Origin of the sequence: Streptomyces sp. NBC_00154, from assembly GCF_026342835.1 — a bacterium.
GTDB lineage: Bacteria > Actinomycetota > Actinomycetes > Streptomycetales > Streptomycetaceae > Streptomyces.
In genome coordinates this window covers 4918781-4945713 of the sequence record NZ_JAPEMI010000001.1, presented here as the reverse complement: position 1 = coordinate 4945713, position 26933 = coordinate 4918781, and the positions used below count along the sequence as shown (strand labels likewise).

At 68.8% G+C, this 26933-nt stretch carries 25 protein-coding genes and 1 pseudogene; 16 read left to right on the top strand and 10 right to left on the bottom strand.

The genetic code is table 11. The features are described 5' to 3' along the window. Positions 1 to 28 precede the first annotated feature (28 nt). The 3 genes from aceE (at position 29) to OHA03_RS22135 (ending at position 4387) form a co-directional block, all read left to right on the top strand. The gene (gene aceE, locus OHA03_RS22145; protein WP_267005535.1) at positions 29 to 2698 is read left to right on the top strand and encodes a pyruvate dehydrogenase (acetyl-transferring), homodimeric type; all 2670 of its coding nucleotides are present in this window, start codon (positions 29 to 31) and stop codon (positions 2696 to 2698) included. Between the two features lie 134 nt (positions 2699 to 2832). Further along, entirely contained in the window at positions 2833 to 3804 is a 972-nt protein-coding gene (locus OHA03_RS22140) for a YafY family protein (protein WP_267005534.1), read from the top strand. Between the two features lie 61 nt (positions 3805 to 3865). Then, complete coding sequence (locus tag OHA03_RS22135; protein WP_267008124.1) at positions 3866 to 4387, top strand: DUF4240 domain-containing protein; 522 nt, start codon at positions 3866 to 3868, stop codon at positions 4385 to 4387. Between the two features lie 55 nt (positions 4388 to 4442). Here OHA03_RS22135 and OHA03_RS22130 read toward each other — a convergent pair whose 3' ends face one another. Then, positions 4443 to 4961 carry a GNAT family N-acetyltransferase gene (locus OHA03_RS22130; protein ID WP_267005533.1) on the bottom strand — a complete coding sequence of 173 codons (519 nt, stop codon included), beginning with the start codon at positions 4959 to 4961 and terminating at the stop codon, positions 4443 to 4445. A 127-nt stretch (positions 4962 to 5088) separates the two neighbouring features. Between OHA03_RS22130 and OHA03_RS22125 the strand changes: the two genes are divergently transcribed. Further along, entirely contained in the window at positions 5089 to 5988 is a 900-nt protein-coding gene (locus OHA03_RS22125) for a TIGR01777 family oxidoreductase (RefSeq protein ID WP_267005532.1), read from the top strand. A 170-nt stretch (positions 5989 to 6158) separates the two neighbouring features. Beyond that, the gene (locus OHA03_RS22120; protein ID WP_267005531.1) at positions 6159 to 7475 is read left to right on the top strand and encodes an NAD(P)/FAD-dependent oxidoreductase; all 1317 of its coding nucleotides are present in this window, start codon (positions 6159 to 6161) and stop codon (positions 7473 to 7475) included. Between the two features lie 410 nt (positions 7476 to 7885). Here the strand turns inward: OHA03_RS22120 and OHA03_RS22115 are convergent, their stop codons facing one another. After that, a complete protein-coding gene (locus OHA03_RS22115; protein ID WP_267005530.1) occupies positions 7886 to 9571 on the bottom strand; it encodes a collagen-like protein in 1686 nt (561 codons plus the stop codon). A gap of 266 nt (positions 9572 to 9837) precedes the next feature. Between OHA03_RS22115 and lipB the strand changes: the two genes are divergently transcribed. The 4 genes from lipB (at position 9838) to OHA03_RS22095 (ending at position 13034) form a co-directional block, all read left to right on the top strand. Continuing rightward, entirely contained in the window at positions 9838 to 10635 is a 798-nt protein-coding gene (lipB, locus tag OHA03_RS22110; RefSeq protein ID WP_267005529.1) for a lipoyl(octanoyl) transferase LipB, read from the top strand. 202 nt (positions 10636 to 10837) lie between these two features. Further along, positions 10838 to 11803 carry a lipoyl synthase gene (lipA, locus tag OHA03_RS22105; protein WP_267005528.1) on the top strand — a complete coding sequence of 322 codons (966 nt, stop codon included), beginning with the start codon at positions 10838 to 10840 and terminating at the stop codon, positions 11801 to 11803. A 303-nt stretch (positions 11804 to 12106) separates the two neighbouring features. Beyond that, positions 12107 to 12307 carry a hypothetical protein gene (locus OHA03_RS22100; RefSeq protein ID WP_030970723.1) on the top strand — a complete coding sequence of 67 codons (201 nt, stop codon included), beginning with the start codon at positions 12107 to 12109 and terminating at the stop codon, positions 12305 to 12307. 19 nt (positions 12308 to 12326) lie between these two features. Then, the gene (locus OHA03_RS22095) at positions 12327 to 13034 is read left to right on the top strand and encodes a DUF4191 domain-containing protein (RefSeq protein ID WP_267005527.1); all 708 of its coding nucleotides are present in this window, start codon (positions 12327 to 12329) and stop codon (positions 13032 to 13034) included. Between the two features lie 107 nt (positions 13035 to 13141). On the opposite strand, the gene OHA03_RS22090 is transcribed toward OHA03_RS22095, so the two are convergent. Beyond that, a complete protein-coding gene (locus OHA03_RS22090) occupies positions 13142 to 13609 on the bottom strand; it encodes an RDD family protein (protein WP_267005526.1) in 468 nt (155 codons plus the stop codon). Positions 13610 to 13885: 276 nt separating this feature from the next. On the opposite strand from OHA03_RS22090, the gene glnA reads away from it, so the two are divergent. Continuing rightward, a complete protein-coding gene (glnA, locus tag OHA03_RS22085) occupies positions 13886 to 15295 on the top strand; it encodes a type I glutamate--ammonia ligase (RefSeq protein ID WP_267005525.1) in 1410 nt (469 codons plus the stop codon). A 399-nt stretch (positions 15296 to 15694) separates the two neighbouring features. Here glnA and OHA03_RS22080 read toward each other — a convergent pair whose 3' ends face one another. Continuing rightward, positions 15695 to 15973 carry a hypothetical protein gene (locus OHA03_RS22080; protein WP_267005524.1) on the bottom strand — a complete coding sequence of 93 codons (279 nt, stop codon included), beginning with the start codon at positions 15971 to 15973 and terminating at the stop codon, positions 15695 to 15697. Positions 15974 to 16394: 421 nt separating this feature from the next. Here OHA03_RS22080 and OHA03_RS22075 point away from each other — a divergent pair, with 421 nt between their 5' ends. Beyond that, positions 16395 to 16976 (top strand): hypothetical protein, encoded by a 582-nt coding sequence (locus OHA03_RS22075; RefSeq protein ID WP_267005523.1) that lies wholly within the window; start codon positions 16395 to 16397, stop codon positions 16974 to 16976. A gap of 1225 nt (positions 16977 to 18201) precedes the next feature. On the opposite strand, the gene OHA03_RS22070 is transcribed toward OHA03_RS22075, so the two are convergent. Then, positions 18202 to 18579, bottom strand: a complete 378-nt coding sequence (locus tag OHA03_RS22070; RefSeq protein ID WP_267005522.1) for a hypothetical protein — start codon at positions 18577 to 18579, stop codon at positions 18202 to 18204. Between the two features lie 203 nt (positions 18580 to 18782). Here OHA03_RS22070 and OHA03_RS22065 point away from each other — a divergent pair, with 203 nt between their 5' ends. After that, positions 18783 to 19685, top strand: a complete 903-nt coding sequence (locus tag OHA03_RS22065; protein WP_267005521.1) for a helix-turn-helix transcriptional regulator — start codon at positions 18783 to 18785, stop codon at positions 19683 to 19685. Between the two features lie 255 nt (positions 19686 to 19940). On the opposite strand, the gene OHA03_RS22060 is transcribed toward OHA03_RS22065, so the two are convergent. Next, positions 19941 to 20210: a hypothetical protein gene (locus tag OHA03_RS22060; RefSeq protein ID WP_267005520.1), complete on the bottom strand. Its 270-nt coding sequence runs from the start codon at positions 20208 to 20210 to the stop codon at positions 19941 to 19943. Positions 20211 to 20262: 52 nt separating this feature from the next. Here OHA03_RS22060 and OHA03_RS22055 point away from each other — a divergent pair. Then, positions 20263 to 20384 (top strand): annotated as a pseudogene (locus OHA03_RS22055) (MarR family transcriptional regulator); the annotation flags it as partial. A 22-nt stretch (positions 20385 to 20406) separates the two neighbouring features. On the opposite strand, the gene OHA03_RS22050 reads toward OHA03_RS22055, so the two are convergent. From OHA03_RS22050 to OHA03_RS22040, 4 genes are all read right to left on the bottom strand, one after another. Beyond that, positions 20407 to 21663 carry an HTTM domain-containing protein gene (locus tag OHA03_RS22050; protein ID WP_267005519.1) on the bottom strand — a complete coding sequence of 419 codons (1257 nt, stop codon included), beginning with the start codon at positions 21661 to 21663 and terminating at the stop codon, positions 20407 to 20409. Beyond that, the gene (locus OHA03_RS22045) at positions 21630 to 22247 is read right to left on the bottom strand and encodes a DUF5819 family protein (protein WP_267005518.1); all 618 of its coding nucleotides are present in this window, start codon (positions 22245 to 22247) and stop codon (positions 21630 to 21632) included. Before OHA03_RS22045 ends, OHA03_RS22050 begins: the two co-directional genes overlap by 34 nt. 548 nt (positions 22248 to 22795) lie before the next feature. Continuing rightward, on the bottom strand, positions 22796 to 22924 hold the full coding sequence (locus OHA03_RS48010) for a hypothetical protein (protein WP_354006166.1): 129 nt from the start codon (positions 22922 to 22924) through the stop codon (positions 22796 to 22798). Between the two features lie 363 nt (positions 22925 to 23287). Continuing rightward, on the bottom strand, positions 23288 to 23668 hold the full coding sequence (locus OHA03_RS22040) for a hypothetical protein (protein WP_267005517.1): 381 nt from the start codon (positions 23666 to 23668) through the stop codon (positions 23288 to 23290). A gap of 199 nt (positions 23669 to 23867) precedes the next feature. Between OHA03_RS22040 and OHA03_RS22035 the strand changes: the two genes are divergently transcribed. From OHA03_RS22035 to OHA03_RS22025, 3 genes are all read left to right on the top strand, one after another. Beyond that, the gene (locus OHA03_RS22035) at positions 23868 to 24470 is read left to right on the top strand and encodes a TetR/AcrR family transcriptional regulator (protein WP_267005516.1); all 603 of its coding nucleotides are present in this window, start codon (positions 23868 to 23870) and stop codon (positions 24468 to 24470) included. Between the two features lie 116 nt (positions 24471 to 24586). Beyond that, positions 24587 to 25510, top strand: coding sequence for a TauD/TfdA family dioxygenase (locus tag OHA03_RS22030; protein WP_267005515.1), 924 nt, complete (start codon positions 24587 to 24589; stop codon positions 25508 to 25510). A gap of 110 nt (positions 25511 to 25620) precedes the next feature. Beyond that, positions 25621 to 26910, top strand: a complete 1290-nt coding sequence (locus OHA03_RS22025; protein WP_267005514.1) for an MFS transporter — start codon at positions 25621 to 25623, stop codon at positions 26908 to 26910. Positions 26911 to 26933: the final 23 nt, after the last annotated feature.

Sequence of the window (26933 nt, the reverse complement as noted above, 5' to 3'; positions counted from 1 at the left end):
CCCCCCTCCTCTCCGGAAGGCGGCGATCATGACCGACCCCGTAGGAAAGCTTCCGAGCGAGCTCGACCAGCTCCCGGACCGTGACCCGGAGGAGACCGCCGAATGGGCGGCCTCCCTCGATGCCGTCACCAAGGCCGCGGGCCCGCACCGCGCCGCGTACCTGATGCGCCGCTCGCTCCAGCACGCCGAGGGTGCCGGTCTCGCGCTGCCCAAACTGCTGGAGACCGATTACGTCAACTCCATCCCGACCGCCGCCGAGCCCGCGTTCGACGGCGATCTGGAGATGGAGTCCCGGATCACCGCCTGGAACCGCTGGAACGCGGCCGCGATGGTCACCCGTGGCGCCCGGCACGGCGTCGGCGGCCACATCGCCACATTCGCCTCGGCGGCCTGGCTCTACGAGACCGGCTTCAACCACTTCTTCCGCGGCAAGGAGGGGGACGGCTCCGGCGACCAGCTCTACATCCAGGGCCACGCCTCCCCCGGCATCTACGCCCGCGCCTTCCTCGACGGCCGGCTCAGCGAGCAGCAGCTCGACAACTTCCGCCAGGAGGCGGGCGGCGACGGGCTGCCGTCCTACCCGCACCCGCGGCGGCTGCCCTGGCTGTGGGAGTTCCCCACCGTCTCGATGGGCCTCGGCCCGCTCGCGGCGATCTACCAGGCGCGCTTCAACCGCTATCTGACCAACCGCAACATCAAGGACACGTCGAACTCGCACGTCTGGGCCTTCCTGGGCGACGGCGAGATGGACGAGCCCGAGTCGACCGCGGCCCTCGCCCTCGCGGCGCGTGAGCAGCTCGACAACCTGACGTTCGTCATCAACTGCAACCTGCAGCGCCTGGACGGCCCGGTCCGCGCCAACTTCCGGGTGGTCCAGGAGCTGGAGGGTGCGTTCCGCGGGGCCGGCTGGAACGTCATCAAGACGCTCTGGGGCAACGCCTGGGACGAGCTGTTCCAGCTGGACACCACGGGCGCGCTGATCCGTCGGCTCCGGGAGGTCCCGGACGCCCAGTTCCAGACATACGCCACCCGCGACGTCGCGTACATCCGCGAGCACTTCTTCGGCGCCGAGCCGGCACTCGCCGAGCTGGCGAAGCTGCTCACCGACGCGAAGATCGCCGAGTGCTTCTACACCTCCCGCGGCGGCCACGAGGCCCGCAAGGTGTACGCGGCGTACAAGGCGGCCGTCGAGCACAAGGGCGCGCCGACCGTGATCCTCGCCCAGACGGTGAAGGGCTACACGCTCGGCAAGGGCTTCGAGTCCAAGAACGCCAACCACCAGATGAAGAAGCTGTCGATCGACGAGTTCAAGGGCATGCGCGAGCTGCTCGGACTCCCGATCCCGGACAGTGCCTTCGAGGACGGCCTGGTGCCCTACGGCCACCCGGGCGCGGACTCTCCCGAGGTCCGCTACCTCCAGGAGCGCCGCGCCGTCCTAGGTGGCCCCGCCCCGGCCCGCCGGGTGCACGCGGTGGCGCTGCCCGAGCCGGAGGAGCGCGCGTTCGCCGCGCTGAAGAAGGGGTCCGGCAAGCAGGAGATGGCCACCACCATGGCCTTCGTCCGCCTGGCCAAGGATCTGATGCGGGACAAGGAGACCGGCAAGCGCTGGGTTCCGATCGTCCCCGACGAGGCCCGTACCTTCGGCATGGAGTCGCTGTTCCCGTCGGCCGGCATCTACTCGCCGATGGGCCAGAGGTACGAGCCGGTCGACCGCGACCAGTTGATGTACTACAAGGAGGCCAAGGACGGCCAGATCCTCAACGAGGGGATCACCGAGGCCGGCGCCATGGCCGACTTCATCGCCGCCGCCACGTCGTACGCGACGCACGGCGAGACGATGATCCCCTTCTACATCTTCTACTCGATGTTCGGCTGGCAGCGGACCGGCGACCAGATGTGGCAGCTCGCCGATCAGCTCGGCAAGGGCTTCATCGTCGGCGCCACGGCGGGCCGTACGACGCTCACCGGTGAGGGCCTGCAGCACGCGGACGGCCACTCGCAACTGATCGCGGCCACGAACCCGGCTTCGCTCAACTACGACCCGGCGTTCGCGTACGAGATCGCGGTGATCGTCAAGGACGGTCTGCGGAGGATGTACGGCCCCGAGGCCGAGAACGTCTTCTACTACCTGACGGTCTACAACGAGCCGAAACGGCAGCCCGCGATGCCGGAAGGCGTCGAGGACGGCATCGTCAAGGGTCTCTACCGCTTCAAGGAGGGCACGCCCGCCTCGGCGGACGCGCCGCGCGTGCAGCTGCTGGCCTCCGGCACGGCGATCCACTGGGCCCTGGAGGCCCAGGAGCTGCTCGCCGCGGACTGGGGTGTCACGGCCGACGTCTGGTCCGCCACGTCCTGGGGCGAGCTGCGCCGCGAGGCGCTGGAGTGCGACGAGGCGCTGCTCCGCGGTGAGCAGCGGGTGCCGTACGTGACGCAAGCCCTGTCCGGTGCGCCGGGTCCGGTCCTCGCGGTCAGCGACTGGATGCGTCAGGTCCCGGACCAGATCAGCCAGTGGGTGGAGCAGGACTGGTCCTCGCTCGGTACGGACGGCTTCGGTCTGTCCGACACCCGTGACGCGGCCCGCCGCCACTTCGGCGTCGACGCCCCGTCGATCGCGGTCGCGGCACTGGCCCAGCTGGCGCGGCGCGGCGAGGTACCCGCGTCGGCGGTCAAGGAGGCCCGGGAGAAGTACGGGCTGTGAGATGAGGGCGGCCGGGTACTCCCGGCCGCCATGTCGCCCTCGATCGCCGGGCGGGCTTGTTTCCCGTGCCCGCCCGGCGCTCTAGGGCATCTCTGCGAGCCTGCCCGGCGACCGAGGCAAGGCACACTTGCCCCATGCGCGCTGCCCGGCTCATCAAGATGGTGCTGCTCCTCCAGTCCCGGCCCGCGATGACCGCCGCCGAGCTGGCCCGGGAACTGGAGGTCTCCGAGCGGACCATCACCCGCGACGCCCAGGCGCTCTCCGAGGCGGGTGTTCCGGTGTACGCGGACCGGGGCCGGGCGGGCGGGTACCGGCTGGTCGGCGGGTACCGCACCCGGCTCACCGGTCTGGCCCGGAACGAGGCCGAGGCGCTCTTTCTCTCCGGCCTGCCGTCCGCACTGCGCGAGATGGGGCTGGAGGATGCCGCGTCGGCCGCCCGGCTCAAGGTGTCCGCCGCCCTGTTGCCCTCGCTTCGGGACGCCTCGGACACCGCTGCCCAGCGGTTCCATCTGGATGCGCCCGGCTGGTATCAGGAGCCCGTCACGCCCGAGCTGCTGCCCGCCGTCGCGGAGGCCGTGTGGGACGACCGGATGGTCAAGGCCCGTTACCGGCGCGGCGGGCCGGGTAGCGAGGTCGAGCGGGAGCTGGCACCGTACGGGCTCGTTCTCAAGGCCGGGGTCTGGTACGTGTGCGCCCGCGCCGGGACCGACTTACGGGTGTACCGGATCGACCGCTTCGCGGCGGTGGCCGTGACGGACGAACGGTTCGTCCGGGACGAGGACTTCGACCTGCCGGGGTTCTGGGACGAGCGGGCCGCGCAGTTCGCCAGGTCGATCCTGCGGACCGAGGTGACGGTACGGGTGTCGGAGGCGGGCGTAGGCCGATTGCCTCATCTCGTGGACCGTTCGGCCGCCCTCGATGCGCTGGACGCGGCCGGCCCGCCCGACGCCGACGGGTGGCGCACGGTCGTCCTGCCGGTCGAGTCGCTGGATGTCGCGTACAGCCAGCTGCTCTCCCTGGGACCGGAGTTGGAGGTGCTCGAACCGGCCGCTCTGCGGACCCGGTTCGGCGCTGCCGCCGAACGGCTGAGCGATCTCTATCGCTGAAGGCTTCTTTTCGGCGTCTCCGCGTGCATCGCCTGCCGCCAAGGCCGATGCTTGTCCCGTGATGGACGAGACGGAATTCTGGGAGATCATCGACAGCACCCGCGAGGCCGCCGAGGGCGACCCCGACGAACATGCCGACCTGCTCGTCGAACGGCTGGTGCAGCTCGATCCCGAATCCGTGCTGGACTTCGCCCGGCACTTCGAGGCCCGCTTCAACCGCGCGTACCGATGGGACGTGTGGGGCGCCGCCGCCGTGCTGCTCGGCGGTGCGAGCGACGACGCATTCGACTTCTTCCGCTGCTGGCTGATCGGCCAGGGTCGGGAGATCTTCGAGGCGGCGGTGCACGATCCGGACAGTCTCGCCGAATTCCTCGACGACTTCGACGATGAGATCGACGGGGACGCCGAGGACCTCGGCTACGCCGCCGACGAGGCGTACGAGCAGCTCACCGGGATCGTCACCCCGGATCTCGGCCTTCCGCCGCAGTCGGCCGAGCCGGAGGGCACCCCGTTCGGCTTCGAGGACGACGCGGCCCTGGCCGCGCGCTTCCCGCTGCTCTGGGAGCGGTTCGGCGCCGGCTGACCCACCCCTTCCCGCCCCGCGCTGCGCTGTCCGGTACCGGGCCGTCCGGGATTCCTCACGGGGTGAGCGAACGGCCCATCAGTACGTCGTCCACGTAACGCCCGGCCAGGAAGAACTCACCGGGCAGCACGCCCTCGACGACGAATCCCTCCGACTCGTACAGCGCACGCGCGGGCGCGTTGTGCCCGAGCACCCGCAGTGTCATCCGGCTCGCGCCCTCGCCCCGTGCCGCCGCGAGCGCGGCCCGCAGCAGCCCCCTGGCGACACCGCGGCCGCGCGCCCAGTCGGCCACCGCCAGGCCCTGTATCTGGCGCACATGCGTGTTGCAGGCCAGTGCGGTCGGCGGGACGACCCTGATGTACCCGGCGATGCGCACCTCGCCCGTCGCGTCCTGCGCCTCGGCGACGAGCAGGTGTTCGGGCCGGTCGCGCTCGCTGAAGAACGGCTCGTACGGCGGCTGCGGCCGCGACTGCACCGAGTGCAGGGTCGACCAGGTGGCCCGGTCGAGCTCCCCTAGTGCGGTGTCGTCGCCGAGATCCGCGGGGCGGACGGGGCGCGTTCGGAGTTCAGGCATGCGCGCCACTGTGCCACGGCGCGCCCGGCCCCGTCACCGCATATCCGCCGGGCCCCGGGCCGACAGCCGGGGCCCGCCGGGCGGCACGGTCGAGGCGCCGCGTCCTCCGCTGCGGCAGGATGGATCCATGGTGCACTCCCGTATTGCTGTCACCGGATCCACCGGACTCATCGGAACGGCGCTGGTGCGCTCGTTGCGGGCCGACGGACACGACGTCGTACGCCTGGTCCGGCGCCCGGCGCGGGCCGGGGACGAGGTCGAGTGGGACCCGCAGCGGGGTTACGTCGACGGGGCGGGCCTGGTCGGCTGCGACGCCGTCGTCCATCTCGCCGGTGCCGGGGTCGGCGACCACCGCTGGACGGAGGCGTACAAGCAGGAGATCCGGGACAGCCGGGTGCTGGGGACGGAAGCGATCGCGCAGGCGGTGGCCTCCCTCGACGTACCGCCGAGGGTCCTGCTGTCCGGGTCGGCGATCGGCTACTACGGCGACACCGGGGACCGCGCGGTCGATGAGAGCGCGCCGCACGGCGAGGGGTTCCTGCCGTCCGTGTGCGTGGAGTGGGAGGCCGCTGCGGCCCCGGCGGAGGAGGCGGGCGTACGGACGGTGTTCGCGCGCACAGGTCTGGTGGTCGGCCGGGAAGGCGGGGCCTGGGGCCGGCTGTTCCCGTTGTTCCGGGCGGGACTCGGCGGGCGGCTCGGCAACGGGCACCAGTACTGGAGTTTCATCGCGCTGCACGACCACATCGCCGCCCTGCGGCACATCCTCGATACGCCGTCGCTGTCGGGACCGGTGAATCTGACCGGGCCGGCCCCCGTGACCAATGGTGAGGTGACGGCCGCCATGGGGCGGGTGCTGCGCCGTCCGACGCTGTTCGCCGTCCCGGCGCCCGCCCTTCGGATCGCCCTGGGGGACTTCGCGGAGGACGTGCTGGGCAGTCAGCGGGTCCTGCCGAGACGGCTGCTGGAGTCGGGGTTCTCGTTCGCCTTCCCCGGCATCGACGCCTCGATCCGCGCGGCGCTGCGCTGACCACGACCGGGCGAATCACACGGATGTGCGACCCCGTGCAACGGTGCCCCGGGCCGCGCGCGACTGTGCCCGAACCCGTCGCCTCCTAGCCTCATCGCGAACTCGGGCATTCCGGGGGCCTGTTGGGGGCAAGACCCTCCCAGCAGTCGCGCCGACTCGGGGAGGGGCACGTGCTCAGCACGGCACACCACGCGGACGTCGTCATCATCGGGGCCGGGATCGCCGGCCTCTCAGCAGCTCATCAACTGACCAGTGCGGGGGTAAGCGTCAGCGTCCTGGAGGCCGGTCCACGGGCCGGCGGCCGGATGGCCACCGAGGAAGTGGACGGATTCCGGCTCGACCACCTCGGCCCGCTTCTCAGCACCTCGTATCCGGAACTGCGCACGACGCCCGGCCTCGAAGGACTCGTGCTGCGGAACTTCGCGCCGGGGGTGCTCGTCCACAGCGAGGGCCGCCAGTACCGGACCGGCGCCGTGCGGCACACACGGAGCGCAAGGGGCGCACTCAAGGCGGCGCGCGCCCTGGCGAGCGCCCCCCGGCCGCCGATGGGCGGGCCGATCGACCAGGCCCGGCTCGGTGCCGCCCTGGCCAGGCTCGCCACCACCCCGGCGTCCCGCATCCTGGCCCGGCCGGAACAGACGGCGCTCGCCGCCCTGTCCGGCCGCGGCCTGCCGTCCCGTACGGTCAACGGCTTTCTGCGCCCGCTGCTCACCGCGCTGCTCAGCGACCCCGCGCTCACCACATCGAGCCGCTGCGCCGATCTCGTCCTGCGCGGCTACGCACGCGGCCGGCCGTGTGTACCGTCCGGTGGTTCGGCCACGCTCCCCGACCTGCTGGCGGCGGCGCTGCCGCCCGGCACCGTACGGACCGGAGTGCATGTAACCGCCGCCGACATCACCTCGGTCCGCACCAAGGAGCACGGCGAACTGGGCTGCCGCTCGCTGCTGTTGGCCACCGGCGCGGGCGCAGCCGCCGAGCTGCTGCCCGGTCTGCGCGTGCCGTCCTTCCATCCGGTGACCGTCCTGCACCACACGGCTCCCGCTCCCCCGCCGACCGGCGCCGCGCTGCTGCTGGACGCCGACCGATCGGGTCCGGTCGCGCACACCTGCGTGATGAGCGAGGTCGACCCGTCGCGCGCCCCGAACGGCCGGACCCTGATCACGTCGACGGTGCTCGGCACCCCGCCTCCCGATCTCGACCGCTCGGCCCGTGCCCATCTCGCCGCGCTGTACGGCACCTCCACGGACGACTGGGAGCTGCTGGCCGCCCACCACGATCCGGAGGCGGTCCCGGCGATGCCGCCCCCGCACGATCTGCGCCGCTCGGTGCGGCTGCTCGCCGGGCTGTACGTGTGCGGCGACCACCGGGACACCAGCACGGTCCAGGGCGCCCTGTTCTCCGGTCGCCGCGCCGCACACGCCATCCTGAGCGATCTGGGCATCCGGTCCGGGAGCGACGTGGAGGACGAGCTGCGCGAAGCGGCCTGAGTCCGCCCGCACACTGCCTGCCCCGGTCCGGCCGGTCCCAACCCTCAAGACTCCTTACAGATCGGATCTCTCACCTCACCTCCCGTTTTCAGAAGTGGTCCACACCACTCCCGTAAACACCCTTGTCGCGCGGCATATCTACCACTACGGTCCCGGCGAAACCGGACTTCAGGAGGCCGTAGTGCGCCGAGCCATGCCCGTCTGTCGCTCCTTGTAGCCTTAGTCATCGGATCTATATCTCCCGTCGCAGTGGCCAACGAGCCCCCGCCGAGGTCGAGGTGCGCGGGCACTGAGCGAGCCCTGCCCGAACGGGTGGTGGCCCGAACCGATCGCTTCCGGTCCGGGCCGCCACCCGTTCTGTCGCGCGGAGGAGTCATGCCGAAGTGTCACCCGCGGTCGCGCGGGAGGGATCACCCGAGGGCCGCGACCCGCTCTCGGTAGCCGCGTACCGCCGCCGCGTCCCGGTACGGCTCAAGACGACGCTCGAACTCCCTCACGTACTCCGTCGCGCGCATCGACCGCATCTCCGCCGCCTGTTGGGCCGCCTCCGCGCCGAGCAGGCACGCCTGGTCGAGCTCGCCGAGCCCGAGCCGGGCGGACGCCAGCACCACCTGGCAGAACAGCCTGCTCCGGGCGTACACCGGGGCACGCAGCTGGAGAGAGCGCTCCGCATGCTGCGCGGCGGCCCGGTACTGCTGCAGATCGCGGTGGCAGTGCCCGAACTCGTCGGCGAGCTGCGCCTCGTCGAAGTAGCGTCCCCAGTGCGGTACGTCGTCGCCGGGCCGGGCAGCCTCCAGCGCGTGTTCCGCCCGCGCCAGCGAGGCCGCACACGTCCTGGCCTCACCGAGCACCCCGTGGCCACGCGCCTCGACCGCGTGCAGGAGGGCCATGACGACGGGCGGCGCCGAGGAGCCGACGCCCTGCTGGGCGACGCGCGCCAGCTGGACGGCTTCCCTGCCGTGCCCGAGATACACCGCCTGCCGGCTCATGGTGATCAGGACATAGCTGCCGTACACCCGGTCCCCCGCTGCCTGTGCGAGCCGCAGTGCCTGGACGAAGTAGCGCTGGGCGAGTCCGTGTGCCGCGATGTCGTACGAGGTCCAGCCCGCCAGGCGGGTCAGGTCGGCGGCCGCCGAGAAGAGCCGCCGCCCGATCGCCTCCCCGTACGTCCCGCGGAGCATCGGCTCGGCCTCGTGCTCCAGGTAGCGGACGAGGGCCTGGCGGGCGTGGCCACCGCCGTAGGTGTGGTCGAGGGTGCGGAAGAGCTCCCCGACGGAACGCAGAGCGGCGACATCGCCGCTGTTGACCTTCTGGCCGGGGCGGCGGTCGGTCTGGCGCTGCCGGGGGAGCCCGGGGGCGCCTGGTGCCGGGGGTGCGAGGTGCGCCGGAGGTGCGGATGACGGTGCGGGTGAGGAGAGCGGTCCGGAGGGGGGCCTGACCGGTGCGGGCCCACGGGCGCCGGACCTGCCACCGGGCCCCGCGGACCCGTTCTGCCCGTTCACACCATGTAATCCATGCGTGCCGTGGGCACCACGGGTCCCGTTGATCCCTGCCACCCCGCGGGCCCCGCCGACCATGGACTCCCCCGGCGTCCCGCGCACCCCACCGGTCCCCCCGCTGGACGCAGCGGCCTCACCGTTCCCCCGGGCCACCCACTCGTCGGCCCGTCCGATCAGCCAGTCCCGGCTGGGCACCACCAGCCCGGCCGGGGTGAAGGCGATCTTCCGCAGCTCCGCATGGCTGCCCGAGTCCTTCCGCCAGAGCCCGCTGACGATGTCCACCGCCTCGCCGGGTGTGGCGGCGAACTCCAGACCGGCGTAGACGGGCGCGCATGCGTCGAGACCCAGGTCCTGCGCCGAGAGCCGGCGTCCGAGCCGCCGGGTGAAGACCTCGGCGATCAGGGCGGGGGTGGTCCCGCGCGGCTGCTGGCCCCGCAGCCAGCGAGTCACGGACGTCTTGTCGTACCGCAGATCGAGACCGTGCTCGAGGCCGAGCTGGTCCACCCGGCGGGCGAGACCTGCGTTCGAGAATCCGGCTTCTGTGATGAGCGAGGCGAGCCGGCGGTTGGGGGTGCGCTGCGGAGGTCGTTCCGACATCAGCTGTACGGTCTCCTGCCTTCGGGGCCGGGCGGGCAGCCCTTATGGAACGGCGCGAATTTAGCGGGGCCCACGGCGGCCGAAGCCTCCTTCGCTTCACATTCATCCGATCGTGTGAGGATTGGGGGTGGTGCTGACGGGAAAGACCTGCCGGGCCGCCGCTCCCGGGGCGGTCGTACAGTGGCCCGGGGCGCGAATCACTGCATGGTGACGTGGCTCCGGGGACACCCCCGGATCCCGGCACCGCAAGTAGGAAGGCATCTGTCGTGAGTGAGCTTCGGTTCGTCCGGCTGGGATTCGGCGAGTCGGCCGTCGACTACCAGGAGGCCTGGCAGAAGCAGCGCGAGGTGCACGCGGCCCGGTTCGAGGACACGGTTCCCGACACCTGTCTGCTGCTGGAGCACCCGCCCGTCTACACGGCCGGACGGCGTACGACCGACAGTGAGCGCCCCCTGGACGGCACTCCGGTCGTCGATGTGGACCGCGGCGGCAAGATCACCTGGCACGGCCCCGGGCAGCTCGTCGGCTACCCGATCCAGAAGCTGCCGCGGCCGGTGGACGTCGTGGCGCATGTCCGCCGGCTGGAGGACGCGCTGATCCGTACGGCCGCCGAGTTCGGTCTGGAGACCACCCGGGTCGAGGGCCGCAGCGGGGTCTGGGTGCTGGGCGACCCGGTCGAGGAGCGTCCGTCGCTCGGCGGCCTGTCGCTCGACTTCGATCCGCGGCTGCACGACGAGGAGTTCGACCCGCGGCTGAACGGCCCCGAGTACGCCCCGTCCAACGCCGGCCAGCGCCGCGAGGACCGCAAGCTGGCGGCGATCGGCATCCGGGTCGCCAAGGGTGTGACCATGCACGGCTTCGCACTGAATGTGAACCCGGACAACACCTGGTTCGACCGGATCGTGCCGTGCGGCATCCGCGACGCGGGCGTCACCTCGCTCGCGTACGAGCTGGGGCGCGACATCACGATCGCCGAGGTGCTCCCGGTCGCCGAGAAGCAACTGAAGGACGTCCTGGAGAACGCGGAACTCGCTCCACGCGAGATCGACCGCGCCTCGGCCTGATCCGCGAAACCCGGCCCCTGCGGCGTTCGAGGAGCGGGGGCCCGGGGCCGGAACCGCCCCGCCCGATGCCCACGGACCGGCCGCCCCGGGAATGGCCCGACCCGTCCCCTGGTTGCCCAGGGGTGAGGGCCACACCCCGACCGTACAAATAGCGGGCGTACCCTGGTGTTCGCCGAAGAATCGAAGTCGTAGGGAGCCGGACGTGTCCGCTGTCGCACCCGACGGGCGCAAGATGTTGCGCCTGGAGGTCCGGAACAGCCAGACCCCCATCGAGCGCAAGCCCGAGTGGATCAAAACCCGGGCGAAGATGGGCCCCGAGTACAACCAGCTGCAGAAGCTCGTGAAGAGCGAGGGTCTGCACACGGTGTGCCAGGAGGCCGGCTGCCCCAACATCTTCGAGTGCTGGGAGGACCGGGAGGCCACATTCCTCATCGGTGGCGACCAGTGCACCCGCCGCTGTGACTTCTGTCAGATCGACACGGGCAAGCCGCAGGCGCTGGACCGGGACGAACCCCGCCGCGTCGGCGAGTCGGTCGTCACGATGGACCTGAACTACGCCACCATCACCGGCGTCGCCCGCGACGACCTGGAGGACGGCGGCGCCTGGCTCTACGCGGAGACCGTGCGCCAGATCCACGCACTGACGGCGGAGCGCGAAGCCGGCGCCACCAAGGTCGAGCTGCTGATCCCCGACTTCAACGCGGAGCCCGAGCAGCTCGCCGAGGTCTTCTCCTCGCGCCCCGAGGTGCTCGCGCACAACGTCGAGACGGTGCCGCGGATCTTCAAGCGGATCCGCCCCGGCTTCCGTTACGAGCGCTCGCTCGAGGTCATCACGCGGGCCCGCGAGGCGGGTCTGGTGACCAAGTCCAACCTCATCCTCGGCATGGGCGAGACCCGCGAGGAAGTGAGCGAGGCACTCCAGGATCTGCACGACGCCGGGTGCGAGCTCATCACGATCACGCAGTACCTGCGGCCCTCCGTGCGCCACCACCCGGTCGAGCGCTGGGTGAAGCCGCACGAGTTCGTGGAGCTCAAGGAGGAGGCCGACGAGATCGGCTACTCCGGTGTGATGTCCGGGCCGCTGGTCCGTTCCTCGTACCGCGCGGGCCGGCTTTTCCAGCAGGCGATCGAGCGTCGTGGCGCCGTCGCCCCGACGCCCGCGGCATGACCCGGACTGTGTGAAACCGAGCACAAGAAGCTACCGAGCGGTAGTGGCTGATACGACGCGGCCCATACGCTCCCCGCAGGTCGGGGACGCGTATGGGCCGCTTCGACGTGCGCGACGCCCATATCAAGGTTTCATTGGTGTTTGACCGACAGGTCATGCGCTGGTAACACCGAGCAGTGACCCTGGATTCACGCAGCGCAGTGGCTTTCACAGCTGCCGCCGTCGCTGCTCCCCGTGTCCAGCCGCGCAATCCGCTTTCGTAACAGACTCACTTCGCGCATCCGTTCCGAGGGGACTTCCACGATGCAGGCCGTGCCGGTACGCGCAACCGCCATCCCGTCCGTCACCGATGCTCTCCGTGCCGTCGAGTCGCTGCTGCTGAGCAGCGGCCAGCGCACAGCCCGGCGAAACGCCTGGACAGCGGTCCTCGAGGACCGCCGCCGGGCCAAGGACCGGGTCGAGACCGCATACGTACTGGAGGCCGTGGCCGACCATCGCTCCTAGGCCACGTAAACTTCAGTACATGGCGAGGAAGGCAAACACTGACGGCGCGGACAGCGCCGAGAACGCGGGGCGACTCAAGCAGATCGCCCTGACCTACAAGATGACCCGGCGGACCGACTCCAAGATCGGTCTTGTCGTCGCGGGTGTGGGAATCGTCACCTTCGGTGTCATCCTCGCCGTCGGCTTCTTGATCAAGCACCCGGTCTACCTGGGCATCCTGGGCTTCGTGCTGGCCCTCCTCGCGATGGCGATCGTCTTCGGACGGCGTGCCGAGCGGGCGGCCTTCGGGCAGATGGAGGGACAGCCGGGCGCTGCGGCGGCGGTGCTGGACCGCGTGGGCCGTGGCTGGACCACGACGCCCGCGGTCGCGATGAACCGCAGCCAGGACGTCGTCCACCGGGCCGTCGGCAAGGCGGGCATCGTACTGGTCGGCGAGGGCAACCCGAACCGGGTCAAGGTCCTGCTGGCGGCCGAGAAGAAGAAGATGGCCCGCATCGTCGTGGACGTACCCGTGCACGACATCATCGTCGGCAACGGCGAGGGCCAGGTGCCGCTGAAGAAGGTCCGCACCAAGATGCTGAAGCTGCCGCGGGTCCTGACCGGCCCGCAGGTGACGGCGGCCAACGACCGGCTCCGGGCCATGGGCGACCTGATGAGCAACATGCCGCTGCCGAAGGGCCCGATGCCGAAGGGTATGCGGATGCCGCGCGGCGGCAAGATGCGCTGACGCAGTCACCGCACAGGACACAACAAGCAAGAGGGCGGGTCCCGAACCAATCCGGTTCAGGGACCCGCCCTCTTCTGCTCTGTCATGTCCGCTCGGTCACATCACACTCAGATCCGCACCTGGACGGCGCGGGCGAGCCGGTCGTGCAGCCCCCGGCCGTCGCGGTCCCAGACCAGGGCCGGGATCGCCAGGCACAGCAGCACGCTCCGCACGACGACCCGCCCGAGACCGAGCCGGCCACCGCCCTCGGCGACGACCCGGATGCCCAGGATGCGCTTGCCCGGCGTACAGCCGATGGTTCCGACGGTGAGCACACTCAGTACGAGGAAGATGCCGAGCGCCCAGTTTCCGGCCGCCTGCTGGTCACCGCGAGCGAACAGCCCGTATGCGATCAGCATGCAGAGCGCCCAGTCGATGAAGAGGGCGCCGAAGCGCCGGCCGAGCGGGGCGACGGACCCCGGGCCTTCCTCGGGCAGACCGAGCCGCTTGCCCCGGTAACCGAAGTCGACGCCCATTTCCTCGGCTGCCGCGCGCGGCCCGGAGAGCCACGATCCGATTGCTTGCCTATTGTCCACCCGACCACGGTACTGCGCCCGCCTCCGCGCCCTGCCGCCCGGGGGCCATGGCCGCCCCGGGCCCCGGGCGTCTGCACCGCCCCGACCGGACCGCTACCGGACCTGGATGCGACTCCGAGATGCCACCCGCACCCGGCTCGGTTAACTTCGGCGAAACAAATGGGTCATGCTTGAGAAATCCGGTCTGCCTATGGTCGGGTCCAGCGTGTGCCACCGCACTGGCCGCACAACGAGCTGCAACCCCGCCCCTCCCGGGTCGGGAGTAGGAGGAGTTGGATGTTCCAGAACGCCGACGACGTGAAGAAGTACATCGCCGACGAAGACGTCAAGTTCATCGATGTCCGGTTCTGTGACCTGCCCGGTGTGATGCAGCACTTCACCATCCCGGCAGCGGCCTTCGACCCGACCGAGGAACTGGCCTTCGACGGCTCGTCGATCCGCGGCTTCCAGGCCATCCACGAGTCCGACATGGCGCTTCGCGCGGACTTGTCGACCGCCCGTATCGACCCCTTCCGCCGCGACAAGACCGTCAACATCAACTTCTTCATCCACGACCCGATCACCGGCGAGCAGTACAGCCGTGACCCGCGCAACGTGGCCAAGAAGGCCGAGGCGTACCTCGCCTCCACCGGCATCGCCGACACCGCGTACTTCGGTCCCGAGGCGGAGTTCTACGTCTTCGACAACGTCCGCTTCCAGACGTCGGCGAACGAGAGCTTTTACCACATCGACTCCGAAGCCGGCGCCTGGAACACCGGTTCGGAAGAGAACAACCGTGGTTACAAGGTCCGCTACAAGGGCGGGTACTTCCCGACCCCGCCGGTCGACCACTTCGCCGACCTGCGTGCCGAGATCTCGCTGGAGCTGGACAAGAACGGCCTCCAGGTCGAGCGCCAGCACCACGAGGTCGGCACCGCCGGCCAGGCCGAGATCAACTACAAGTTCAACACGCTGCTCGCCGCGGCCGACGACCTGATGCTCTTCAAGTACATCGTGAAGAACGTCGCCTGGCGCAACAACAAGACCGCGACCTTCATGCCGAAGCCGATCTTCGGCGACAACGGCTCGGGCATGCACGTCCACCAGTCCCTGTGGGCCGGCGGCGACCCGCTGTTCTACGACGAGCAGGGCTACGCGGGCCTCTCGGACATCGCCCGCTACTACATCGGCGGCATCCTCAAGCACGCCCCCTCGCTCCTCGCCTTCACGAACCCGACGGTGAACTCCTACCACCGCCTGGTCCCCGGCTTCGAGGCCCCGGTCAACATGGTCTACTCGCAGCGCAACCGCTCGGCCGCGATGCGTATCCCGATCACGGGCTCGAACCCGAAGGCCAAGCGCGTCGAGTTCCGCGCCCCGGACCCGTCGTCCAACCCGTACCTGGCCTTCTCGGCACTGCTGATGGCCGGCCTCGACGGCGTGAAGAACAAGATCGAGCCGGCCGAGCCGATCGACAAGGACCTCTACGAGCTGGCTCCCGAGGAGCACGCGAACGTCCAGCAGGTCCCGACCTCGCTCCCGGCCGTCCTGGACGCGCTCGAGGCGGACCACGAGTACCTGCTCGCCGGCGGTGTCTTCACGTCCGACCTGATCGAGACGTGGATCGACTACAAGCGGACTCACGAGATCGCCCCGATCCAGCTGCGCCCGCACCCGCACGAGTTCGAACTGTACTTCGACATCTAGGAACGCCACAGGTCAGAGCGGGTTTCCGCTCCCCTGGGCCGCCTGTGGGCCGTCGGCCGTGTTCTTCCGCTCTCGGAAGGCACGGCCGACGGCCTTTTCTGCGGGGCGCCGAACAGGCCGCCACAGGCACCGCTCCGCCGTCGCCATCCTCGTCAGCGCCCGCCGAACCGAAGGCGGAGTCGATGGCCTTCCGCGCGCGGTCCCGACTGTTCGGCATCAGGTGCGGGTACGTGCGGAGCGTGAAGCCGGGGTCCGGTGCTGCCGATGATGACAGCTGGGCCCGGTCCAGAGTTGATGAGTCGGATCCCCGCTCTGCCTCCTGGGGGCCAGCCCCGGTGTGCCATGAAGCGCGGAGAGGCATCCTCTCGTCAGCGGCTGTGGGCCGGTGCAGCTACAGGGTCAGGCCCAGCTGTCGGGCCAGCCGTCGCGGACGAGGAACTTGTCCTCGGGGAGTTCCAGTCCACTGAGCACTTCGGGTGTGGCCCCGACGATCGCCCGCACGTATTCGACGTCGCCGGTGACGAGCGTCTTCTTGTCGCCCACCTCGTCGGTGACGAGGAGGAGACCGTAGCCGTCGGGCACGGGATCGAGACCGGCGGCCAGGCAGAAGCTGCGGTAGTTCTCCAGGTCGCCGAGGTCGTCCGGGGTGGCAAACGCGATCCCTTGGGGGGTGAGCATGTCGTCATCCTCTCGCCTCAGTGGCTGTGAGGCGAGTAATGACCGCCGCACTGCGGGCCCCCGAGCCCCTGCCCGAGCGGTGGGGGCTCGGCCAGGACCCAGTATCCGAGGAAGACGGACTCGCGCATGTCGAGCTTGAGGGTCGTTGCCCACGCCTGTCCTCCACTCCCTGTGCACTTGAGCACCGCCGGGCCGGCTCCCTGGCTTGATCTCACGACTTGAACTCACAAACAGCAGCGAGGGCCGCTGCCCCACACCTCGGGACAGCGGCCCTCGTCATGCTGCCGGTGAGAACCGGCTGAGCGGGGGCGTATGACGCGTAACCCGCGTGTACCGCGGGTTACGAGCCCCCAGGCGGCATGGCATCAGCCAGACAACCTGACTAGGCGACCTATAGCAGGCCGCCGCCCTGCTGCTGCTGTTGCTGCTGCTGCTGGCCACCCTGGCCACCCTGCTGGCCCTGCTGCTGCTGTTGTTGCTGCTGCTGCTGTTGTTGCTGCTGCTGCTGCTGCTGCTGCTGCTGCTGTTGTTGCTGCTGCTGCTGTTGCTGCTGTTGCTGCTGTTGCTGCTGCTGCTGGCCGCCCTGCTGGCCACCCTGTTGCTGTTGCTGCTGCTGTTGCTGCTGTTGCTGTTGCTGTTGCTGCTGCTGCTGCTGCTGTTGCTGCTGCTGCTGCTGTTGCTGCTGTTGCTGTTGCTGTTGCTGCTGCTGCTGCTGTTGCTGCTGCTGCTGTTGCTGCTGCTGTTGTTGCTGTTGCTGCTGCTGTTGCTGCTGTTGTTGCTGCTGCTGCTGGCCGCCCTGCCGGCCGCCCTGCTGTTGCTGCTGTTGCTGCTGCCGGCCGCCCTGCCGACCGCCCTGCTGTTGCTGTTGCTGCTGCCGGCCGCCCTGCCGGCCGCCCTGCTGCTGCTGTTGCTGTTGCTGACCCGGGAAACAGGGTTGGTTGAAGGCGGCGGGCGCTGCCTTCGCCGGCGTCGATGCCGATGCCGCCACAGCGGCTGGGGGTGAGGCGCCGATCGTCTCCCCGGCGAAACTCGCTGGGAACGCCAGAGACGCGATGAGCACTGGGGGGACGAGGTACCGCTTGTTACGCATGACTTTCTCCCTTCGACCACCGGAGCGAAAGACAGGCGCTCGTTCACGAACGGTGCCCGTTCTCAGCACCACGTAACGGTCGAACGCCGCTTCCAGCAGCAGGATCACACGCGGCACAACACGCATCAAGAAACCGACTATCCTAGGAGTAGAGGTCTCCGGTAATAGCCATCCGCAATGGTCGCCCAGCAGAGGCAAGGACGGATGAATTACGATCAACGGCGAGCGGAGATGGCAGACTTCCTTGCGGAAGAGGTCGGTCTTCCACCACGCGCATCACAGCGGACCGACGGCCCGTGGCGGACATCGGCAACTACTGGCACTCCCGTCTTGAACAGGCCCGGAACATCCGGGCATTGACCACGTCCTGAATTCGTCGACCGAGGCCCTTCACCTCAACACCCAAGAGCGCGGCCACTTCTGGCCCCGACGAATGAGAACGCCCGTTTCAGCACCGGTACTTCTGCAGAGCTGTACCTCCAGCGCTCCAGCGCCTCCTGGACAGCGGGCATCCGCATCCGGAATTCCCCCCTCGGTCCCTGCTTCAGCATTCCGGTTTGGAACCAGGACAGAACCGACGTCCAAGGCGATCTGAATAAAATCCCTCTGAGCACCGGCATATGCTGGCTCTTCTTCGGCGGGCATATGCGCTGATTCAGAATTGGGAGCCGAGCGCCCGATCCGTGCCGGCCGAGTTCCGCGCGGCCACCGGAGTGTAAGTCCACGAACCGTGGCTCACCACTCCGGCACGCGTCCACTCCCTCTGCACTTGAGCACCGCCGGGCCGGCCCCCTGACCTGATCTCACAACTTGAACTCACAAACAACGACGAAGGCCGCTTCCCCACACCTCGGGACAGCCCTTGTCATGCTGCCGCTGAGAACCGGCTGAGCAGGGGCGTGTGACGCGTAACCCGTATCGCGGGTTACGCGCCTCCAGGCGGCAAGGCGTCCGCCAGACAACCTGGCTAAGGGCTGTCCCGTAATCCCTGGCGGGCGCGCGACGACAGCTACGGCACCTCGCTGCGTTGCCGGAACGCCCGAATGCGCCCAGTACGAGGACGTCTCCGCCTTGCGATGCACCGCATCTGACGCCGCGCGCTGATCCACCAGGGATTACGGGACAGCCCTGACGCGACCTATCCCTGCTGCTGCTGCTGCCCGCCGCCCTGCTGCTGTTGCTGCGCAAACAAGCCCGGCAGGCCGCCCTGCTGCTGCTGCTGCGCAAAGAAGCACGGCAGGCCGCCCTGCTGCTGCTGCCGGCCGCCCTGCTGCTGTTGCTGCGCAAAGAAGCACGGCAGGCCGCCCTGCTGCTGCTGCCGGCCGCCCTGCTGCTGTTGCTGCTGACCCGGGAAACGCGGTTGGTCGATGGTCGTGGGCGCTGCCTTCGCGGGGGCCGATGCCGCCACGGCTGCTGGGGGTGAGGCACCGGCCGTTTCCGCGGCGAAACCTGCTGGGAACGCCAGAGAAGCGATGAGCAGTGGGCTGAGCCGGATGAGGTACCGCTTGCCACGCATGACTTTCTCCCTTCGACTGCCGGAGCGAAAGACAGGCGCTCGTTCACAAACGGTGTCCCCTCTCAGCACCTCGTAGGACCGAACGCCGCTCCCAGCAGGAGCTTCACACTCGGCAGAGCGCGCATCAAGAAACCGACTATCCTAGGAGTAGAGGTCTCCGGTAATAACCATCCGCAATAGTCGCCCAGCAGAGGGAACAACGGATGACTTACGACCAACGGCGAGCGGAGCTCGCGGACTTCCTCAAAACACGACGGCTGGCCCTTCAGCCGGAAGAGGTCGGCCTTCCCACACGAACATCACGGCGAACCCCGGGCCTGCGACGGGAAGACGTCGCCGACTTGGCGGGCATCAGCGCCTGCTGGTACTCCCAACTTGAACAGGCTCGGAACATCCGGGTATCCGACCACGTCCTCAACTCGCTGGCCGAAGCCCTTCGCCTCAACGCCGAAGAGCGCGACTACCTCCTGGCTTTGGCGAACGAGGATGCCCGTTCCAGCGCGAACGTACCCGCGGACGGCGTACCTCCGGCTCTCCAGCGCATCCTGGACAGCCAGCATCCACATCCGGCATTCGCCCTCGGTCCCCGTTTCAACATTCTCGCCTGGAACCAGGCCAGAACCGATGTTTATGGCGATCTGGCCAAAATCCCACCCGCGCACCGCCATATGCTGTGGCTCTTCTTCGGCGGTCATATGCGAGAGCTGATTCAGAACTGGGAACCGAGCGCCCGATCCGTGCTGGCCGAGTTCCGCGCGGCCACCGGACTATACGTCCACGAACCGTGGTTCACCACACTGGTCCGCGAACTGGGCCAGAACAGCACGGACTTCCGCAGATGGTGGCGGCAGCACGAAATCGAAAGGCACCACGTCACCACCCGGGAAGTGGAGCATCCCTCTGTCGGCCGCATGGTGCTGGAAGAGAGCGTGCTCGTTGTCGACGACCGCTCAGGCCGGCGGGTCATTCTCGAGATTCCGCAACCCGGCACCGGCACCGAGAAAAAGCTGACGGCGCTTTCCTGGCAGTCCCACCAAGTGCAAGATCCGTCGTGGCACGTGCTTCGAAAGCCGAGTTCAGGGGAACAGCGGACCAACCACTTCTGACCCTGATGGCTTCCCACAACCCGCGGACCCGAAGCCTGCGCCCCCGGAGCCCCGGGGGCGCAGGCGTGTACGCAGGCGACCTCGCCACCCGACTTCCCGAGGGTGACGGCCAAGGATCCGCCGTTCATGAAGCCACGGACTTCAGCTGTCCGGACCGAGGCAGGGACTTGAGGGGCGAACTCACCGGCGACCACCCCGACGGCCGCGGCGACGACATCGGCCGGCAGGAGCACCACGATCAGCAGCACACGGTCGTCAGCGCCCGTAGCGGATCAGGGCGCGGACCATGCGGCAGGTCGTGTCGGACGGCGGATGGATGCCGATGCGCTCGGCAGTCGTGCGTATCTTGGCGTTGTCCGCGCTGGACGGGTAGTAGACGCCCGTGTCGAGCAGGGCGATCGCCAGGCGCATGGCCTTCAGGCGGCGGTTGTGCGAGATGTACCACTCGCGGGGCCGGCCCGCGGGGAGCAGCCTCTTCTGCAGGGGCTTGTGGAGCGGCTTGGTCGTGACTGCAGCAACGGCCACGGGCAACTGGCACGGCAGCCCGACTTCGCGAGCCGCCATGCCATTGCACACCATCATCGACCGCCTGGAGCGGCTCGACCACCTCACCCGCACCCGCGCGACCGGCGGCGGGTACTGCTGGCAGTGGACGCGCAAGCGGTCGAGCTGGGATGGGAGTTCTTCGGGCCGCCGATCGAACCTGTCCTTCACTCCCCCATCACGCGCGGTGGACGGGCTCGGTCTGTTCTTGGGGTACCAGTGGTGTGGGCACCACGCCTCGCGTCCACTGCACTGCGCGCGCCATGCGGTCGCTCAGCCAGCGCAGAACAGCGGTCGGGAGGAAGAGCGAATCCGCCGCAATCATCGCCATCGTGAAGAAAGGCAGGCCGAGCAGAATCCCGATGCCCAAGTGCATGGACATCATGATCGCGACCATCACGGTCCTCACACGGCTGTTGAAAAGCGTGAAGGGGAAGGCGACTTCGACGATCACCGTGCCGTAGCTCAGTAGCAGGACGATCAGGCTGCTACTCGCGACGGCGTGGGACAAAGCGGGCCACGGGGTGACGTTGCCGAGGTGCAACGCGTAGTAGATCGCCGTGCCATCCTGCCAAAGGGAGCCCTGAATCTTGTACCAGCCGGAGCTCGAGTAGATCAGGCAGACCTGGACCGCGATCACGAGCATCGCACCCGCGTGCACCACGTTGCCGACCATCCCCATTACGGTGCGGGGCTCCCCGGGCGCGTAGCTCCGCACCAACCACCACGCCATCTGCGCGAAGACGAAGCCCCAGAGCAGCAACGCCCAGCCCGTGCTCAGCTTGCCCAGTCCGGTGACCAGGGTGAGCACGGCAGTGAAGAACGCCCACATGACGATCCCGACCACATCCCGGCCGTCATCGCGGCCGTCCGCAGAGCGCCGCGCGTCCAAGGACCAGACTTGGCCGCAGCGCGTGAACACCATGTAGATCGCCATGATGTGGATGACGTTGTCGCCGCCGTTCCCCACGAAGGCGTTGCGGTTCTGGAGCGCCAGCACACCAATCATGAACAGCAGCGAGGCGGTACGGGTCCGCCAGCCGAGGAGCAGCATCACCGACGCGGCGATCGCCGCCAGGTAGACGATCTCGAACCACAGCCGACCGTCATGCCACAAGAGTATGGTGAAGCCGTGGTTTGTGGCATTCCATTCACGGGCCATGGTCCAGCTCCAAGGGCTGTCCGCCCCGTAGAGCTGGTTGCGGTGCACCCACTCGCGCAACAGCAGGGCGAGCCAGGTGAGCGAGAAGCCGATCCGGATGACGGCCGACTGGTACGGCGCGATGACACCGCTGGTGATACGCGTAAAGCCCCGCTCGATAATGGCGCCGATACGGCGCCACAGCCGGGCGCGAGGGGGCGGTACGGATTCGCGGCCGGACGTGGCCGGAGAGTATGCGGTCACTTGAAGTCCTCCGCCTTGACGGTCCACCACGGCTCCACCAAATAACCGGTCGTGGTGTCGATGTACTGATTGCTCCACGAAGGCGCCGCGATTGGCGTACTCGCCGAGCGCAGCTGGACGAGTTGCACGGTGCCGCCGTCGTAGTGCGGTCCAAAACGCTGGGCGGCGATGCGCAACAGGTACTGCTGCATCAGGTTTCCGAACAAGCCGACCGGGCGGCCCTTGTCATCGAGTGTGGAGACGTAGTTGCTCCAGGCGCCGCGAAGTTGGTTCTGGTTCGCTTGGCTGGGTAGAGGATTGTGCACGATCCACGCCTCGTCCATCGCGGTCAAGTCCATCCAGCCCGTAGTTTTGAGGGCCCCGTCGGGCATCAGGACCTTCACGCGAGCCTGCACATGTGTATTTGCCGACGTCGGGTTGGGGGCGAAGAGCTTCCAGTCCTGCGCGAACTCGGGGTAGATGTAGTTGTTGAGGCCTGCGGCGTGCTTCTGGGAGAGGGTGTTCAAAGGGGCGATATTGAGGAAGAGCATCACCGAGTGCACGACAGCTGCGACCGCGACGCCCACCACCGAGAGCACGATGATGATCACCGATACCGGTGAGAGAGCGGACATCCCGCCCGGTCTGCCGACATGATCCGCCGGCGACCCCGCCCTCTCACCCGCACCTCCCGGAGCTTGTCCGTCCGCCGCGGGGTCCGGCAGCTCCTCGCCCGGATCCCTGACGTCAGGCGGCTGCATGGCATTCCCGGTCCGGAACCAGATTCGGGTAGGTGGCTGCACCGCGGGCATGGTTCTGCACTGCCTGTGCGGACGCGCCACTGGATCGGGCGCTTGTGATGCCGTACCCGCCTACCGTCGAGCAAGCGGCTGTCGTGACACCGATGCTCTGCCATATCTGCTTCTTCATGATCAGCCTCGCGAGAAGTTTGGGTGATCTCGATGTGGAAGTCGTGCACGATTTCGTGGCCATTACCCCGAGGACCGGTGACGTGAAGCTTGCACCTGAGCGCACTGACCGCGGGCGCTTTGAGACGCGGCGACGTGCCGTTGGCGTTACTTCTTCCCGTGATCAATAAACAAGGCTTGTCTAGTTAACTCAGAAGATACAAGGGGAAGAATGGCCGGTCTTATGTGTGGGCAAAACGTTTTCGCTCAAACAGTCACCAGTCAGGCCGTGGCGCAGCGTGAGCCGGGCCGGATCTGGCCCTTCGGTGAGATCCGCTCTTTCTCCGCAGCCGGTCCAGATACGAATGTACTGTGTTTTCGGTGATGTTCAACTCGACGGCGATCTCCCGGCTCTGCGGCGCCGCCGGCAGGGAGATTCAGGATCTGTCTCTCGCGGCCGGCAATGCGGGGAGGCGGCGAGAGGCAGGACCCTGCCATTGAGATGGGCGGAGAAGTAAATTCACCCGGACGCCACAGTACGGACGACTGTAAGCAGCTCTGCTTCGATAATTCCTCGCCCTACGTAACCAAGTACACCGAACTTAATGCACAGGACTGCATCTGATTGCGTTTCGGATTCCGACAAAACGACGACCGAATGCCTTCCTTTGCGCGGCCCAGTTCCTTGCCGACCGGCCAACAGCTGAAGTCCCACAGCCCACGAGGAAACGCTGCCCAGCATTTCAGGGACCAAGCCGACGCATCAGTCAGCGCGTGATGGTGACGGTGGTCTCGACGACCTTGTCCGGGTTCGAGTTGCAGGCGAGGTAGACGGTCCCCGTGGTTCCGCGCTCGGAATTCTCGATGGTGGCTGTGCCGACGAGCGTTCCGTCGGCGTCGGCCTTGAGCTCCGTGATGCCGATGGGGGATCTCGCCGTGGTCTCGCCCCCGATGAGCGAACCCTCGGCAAGCCCGCCCTCCCCAGGGTTCTCGCAGTTGCGCAAGGTCAGATGCACGGTTTGGCCTGGCTGTACGGTGTTCGGGCTGACGGTGGCGATGGGGTCGGCGCCGGCAGTGGCCATCGCAGCGGGGGCCGACAGTGCCAGTGCAACGCACCCCGCGACGGCGGGCATTCCGATGAGGCGCATGGCTGCCTCCCGCGGGCCCGGTCTGCCGGGTGTGTCCCGAACGGATGACCGCACCACGTTCCTTCCGATCGTAGGAACGCATGGCGTGCGCCGCGATGCCCGCTAGCCCGAACAGGTGAACGTCGGGTCCGGCTCCGTCCCCGGACGCGATCGGGGACCGGCCTGGTTGGCGTGCGGGGCGAAATCATAGGGTCGAGGCATGGTCGAAAAGCAGACTCGGGACGCAGCACGAGGGCCGGGGCGCCCCCGGGAGGAGCGGGTCACCCGCGCGGTGCTCGACGCGGTGCTCGCACTGGTCGCGGAGAAGGGGATGAACGCGCTCACGATGGACGCCGTGGCCGTGCGGGCGGAGGTGAGCAAGCCCGCCATCTACCGGCGCTGGCCGACCAAACAGGACCTGATCATCGCGGCCGCCGAGTCGCGCGTCGGCCCCCTGTCCATTCCGGATCTGGGAGACTTCCGCGCCGAGCTGCGGGTCGTGCTCACCGCTCGTGTCGAGGTGTACCGGACGCCCGGGATGGACCGCCTGATCGCAGAGGTCTTCAGCGCTGCGGCCGACGCGGGAGCCGGGCGCAGCGCGTACCGGGCGTACGTCAACCGGGTCATGGGCGAGACCGGCCGCATCCTGGAGCGCGGCATCGTGCGCGGGGATGTGCGGCCGGACACCGACGTCCGGGCCGCCGCCACCATGGTGGCGGCGCCGTTGGTGTTCCGCCTGGTGGCGGAGCAGGAGCTGCCGGACAGCCACCTGGTGGAGTCGGTGGTCGAGCTCGTCGGCCGCGCAGTCGGAGTGCAGCGCTGACCGGGATCCGGTTCTCTCCACGGTCTTGAAATCGGTGGACGAAGACCCTTGCCATGGCATGCCCCAATATCGATACTCGCGGTATCGAATTAATCCTCACCGTGGAGGAAGCACCCATGGCCGCAGTCGTCGCCACCCCCAAGCCCGCCCTCGACAAGCCCCTGATGCACTACGGGCGCCGCGTTCTGGACCGCACCACTCCGGGCAGCGCCGAGACGGAGTACCGGATTCTGGGCATCTCCCCGCTCACTCCCCACATCGGTGCCGAGGCCAGCGGTGTCGACCTCTCGCAGCCGATCGGTGACGACCTCGCCGAGGAGCTGCGGCAGGCCCTGCTGGAATGGAAGGTGATCTTCTTCCGTGACCAGCACCGCTTCGCGGTGGAGCACCATGTCGCGCTCGCAGCGGTGTGGGGCGAGCCGGAGGAGAACCCGTTCTTCCCCAAGGGGGACACCGTCGGCGTCTCCCGTCTGGCCAAGGACGCCATGACCGTCGGCAGCGAGAACATCTGGCACAGCGACCACTCCTTCATGACCGCGCCCGCCCTGGGTTCGGTGCTGCGCGCCGTCGAGGTGCCGTCGGCCGGCGGCGACACGATGTGGGCGGACATGGCGGTCGCCTACGACAACCTCTCCGAGTCGATGAAGGACAGGATCGACGGACTCACGGCGGTGCACGACTGGGTGCCCAGCTGGGGTGCGCTGATGACCGAGGAACAGATCGCCCGGTTCCGGGAGACCCTGCCGCCCGTGGAGCACCCGGTGGTCGTCCGCCACCCGCACTCCGGACGCAAGGTGCTCTACGTCAACGAGCCCTTCACCACGCGGATTGTCGGCCTGTCCGACACCGAAAGCCTCGAGCTGCTCGCCGAGCTCGTCCTCCAGGCCCGTATCCCCGAGTTCCAGGTGCGTTTCCACTGGCAGCCGGACTCCGTCGCCATCTGGGACAACATCGCGGTCCAGCACTACGCGATCAACGACTACTACCCGCAGCGGCGTGTCATGGAGCGGATCGCCATCGCGGGAGTACCGCTCTCCTGAGGCCCCGTGCACCGCGACCCGCCCCGGCGGGCCCGCTCACGGGCCGCGGCGCCGCCCCGCCTCCTCGCGTGCCCACCCCCTCGTCAGCGCCCCATTTCCGGAGGACCCCCGTGACCGCCGCCGACACCGCACCCAGAAAGACAGAGCCCCCGACGGGCCGCAGCTCCGGCACCCGCGCCTGGATCGTCACCGGCCTGCTCGTGGTCTTCATGATGGTCAATTTCGCGGACAAGTCCGTGTTCGGCCTCGCGGCCGACGAGATCCGTGCGGACATGGGTCTGTCCGCCACCGAGTTCGGGCTCGCCAACAGCGCCTTCTTCCTGCTGTTCTCGGTGGCTGCAGCCGCCGTGGGTCTGCTGTCCGACCGGGTGCGGCCCAAGTGGCTGCTGCTCACCATGGCGGTGCTCTGGTCGGTGGCGCAGACGCCCGCGGCCCTGGGCGGCGGCCTGGCCGTACTGATCGGCTCACGGATCCTGCTGGGAGCGGCGGAAGGTCCCGCCTTCCCCATCGCCCAGCAGGCCGCACTGTCCTGGTTCCCCAACCACCGGCGCAACCTCCCCGGGGCGCTGGTCACCCTCGGCGTCACCCTCGGCGTGATCACCGCCGCCCCCGGCCTGACCTGGGTCATCCACCACCACGGCTGGCGCGCCGCCCTCTGGGTGGTCGCGGCCGCCGGTGCGCTGTGGGCCCTGCTGTGGGCGGTGCTCGGTGCCGACGGCACGTACCGTACCGACACCTCGGAGACGCCGTCCGTCGAGTCCGCGGCGAAGCCCGCCTACCGTCGGATCTTCGGCAGCCGTACCTGGATCGGCACCACCGCTGCGTACTTCACCAGCTACTGGTGCGTGGCGCTGATGCTCGTCTGGATGCCCTCCTACCTGCGCAACGGTCTCGGCCACTCCGCTGCGGCCTCCGGAAAGCTCGTCGCCCTGCCCTGGGCCATGGGCGCCCTGGTACTGCTCGTCCAGGCCGGGCTCACCGGCTGGCTGATGCGCCGCGGAGTCAGCAGCCGGTGGGCGCGTGGCCGGGTCGGCGGCAGCGTGCTGTTGCTCGGTGCGGCCGCTTGCCTGGCCCTGCCCCTGGTGGACGGTGCCGGGGCGAAGACCGCGCTGCTGGTGGTGGGCTTCGGCCTGGGCGGAGCGTTCCCGACCGTCGCGGTCACCACCGTCGCCGAGTTGGCCCCGCCCGCTCGGCGTGGTGGCGCCCTCGGCACGATGAACGCCACCGTGACCACCGCGGGCCTCATCGCCCCCGCCGTCGTGGGATCTCTGGTCGACAGCCACGGCGCGGCGGGATACCAGACCGCCGTCGTGCTCTCGGGCGCCTTGCTGCTGCTGGGCGCGCTCGCCGCCGTCACCCTGATCGACCCGGCTCGCGACGCCGCTCGTCTGAACGCCTGATCCGCCGGCACCCGCCCGACCAC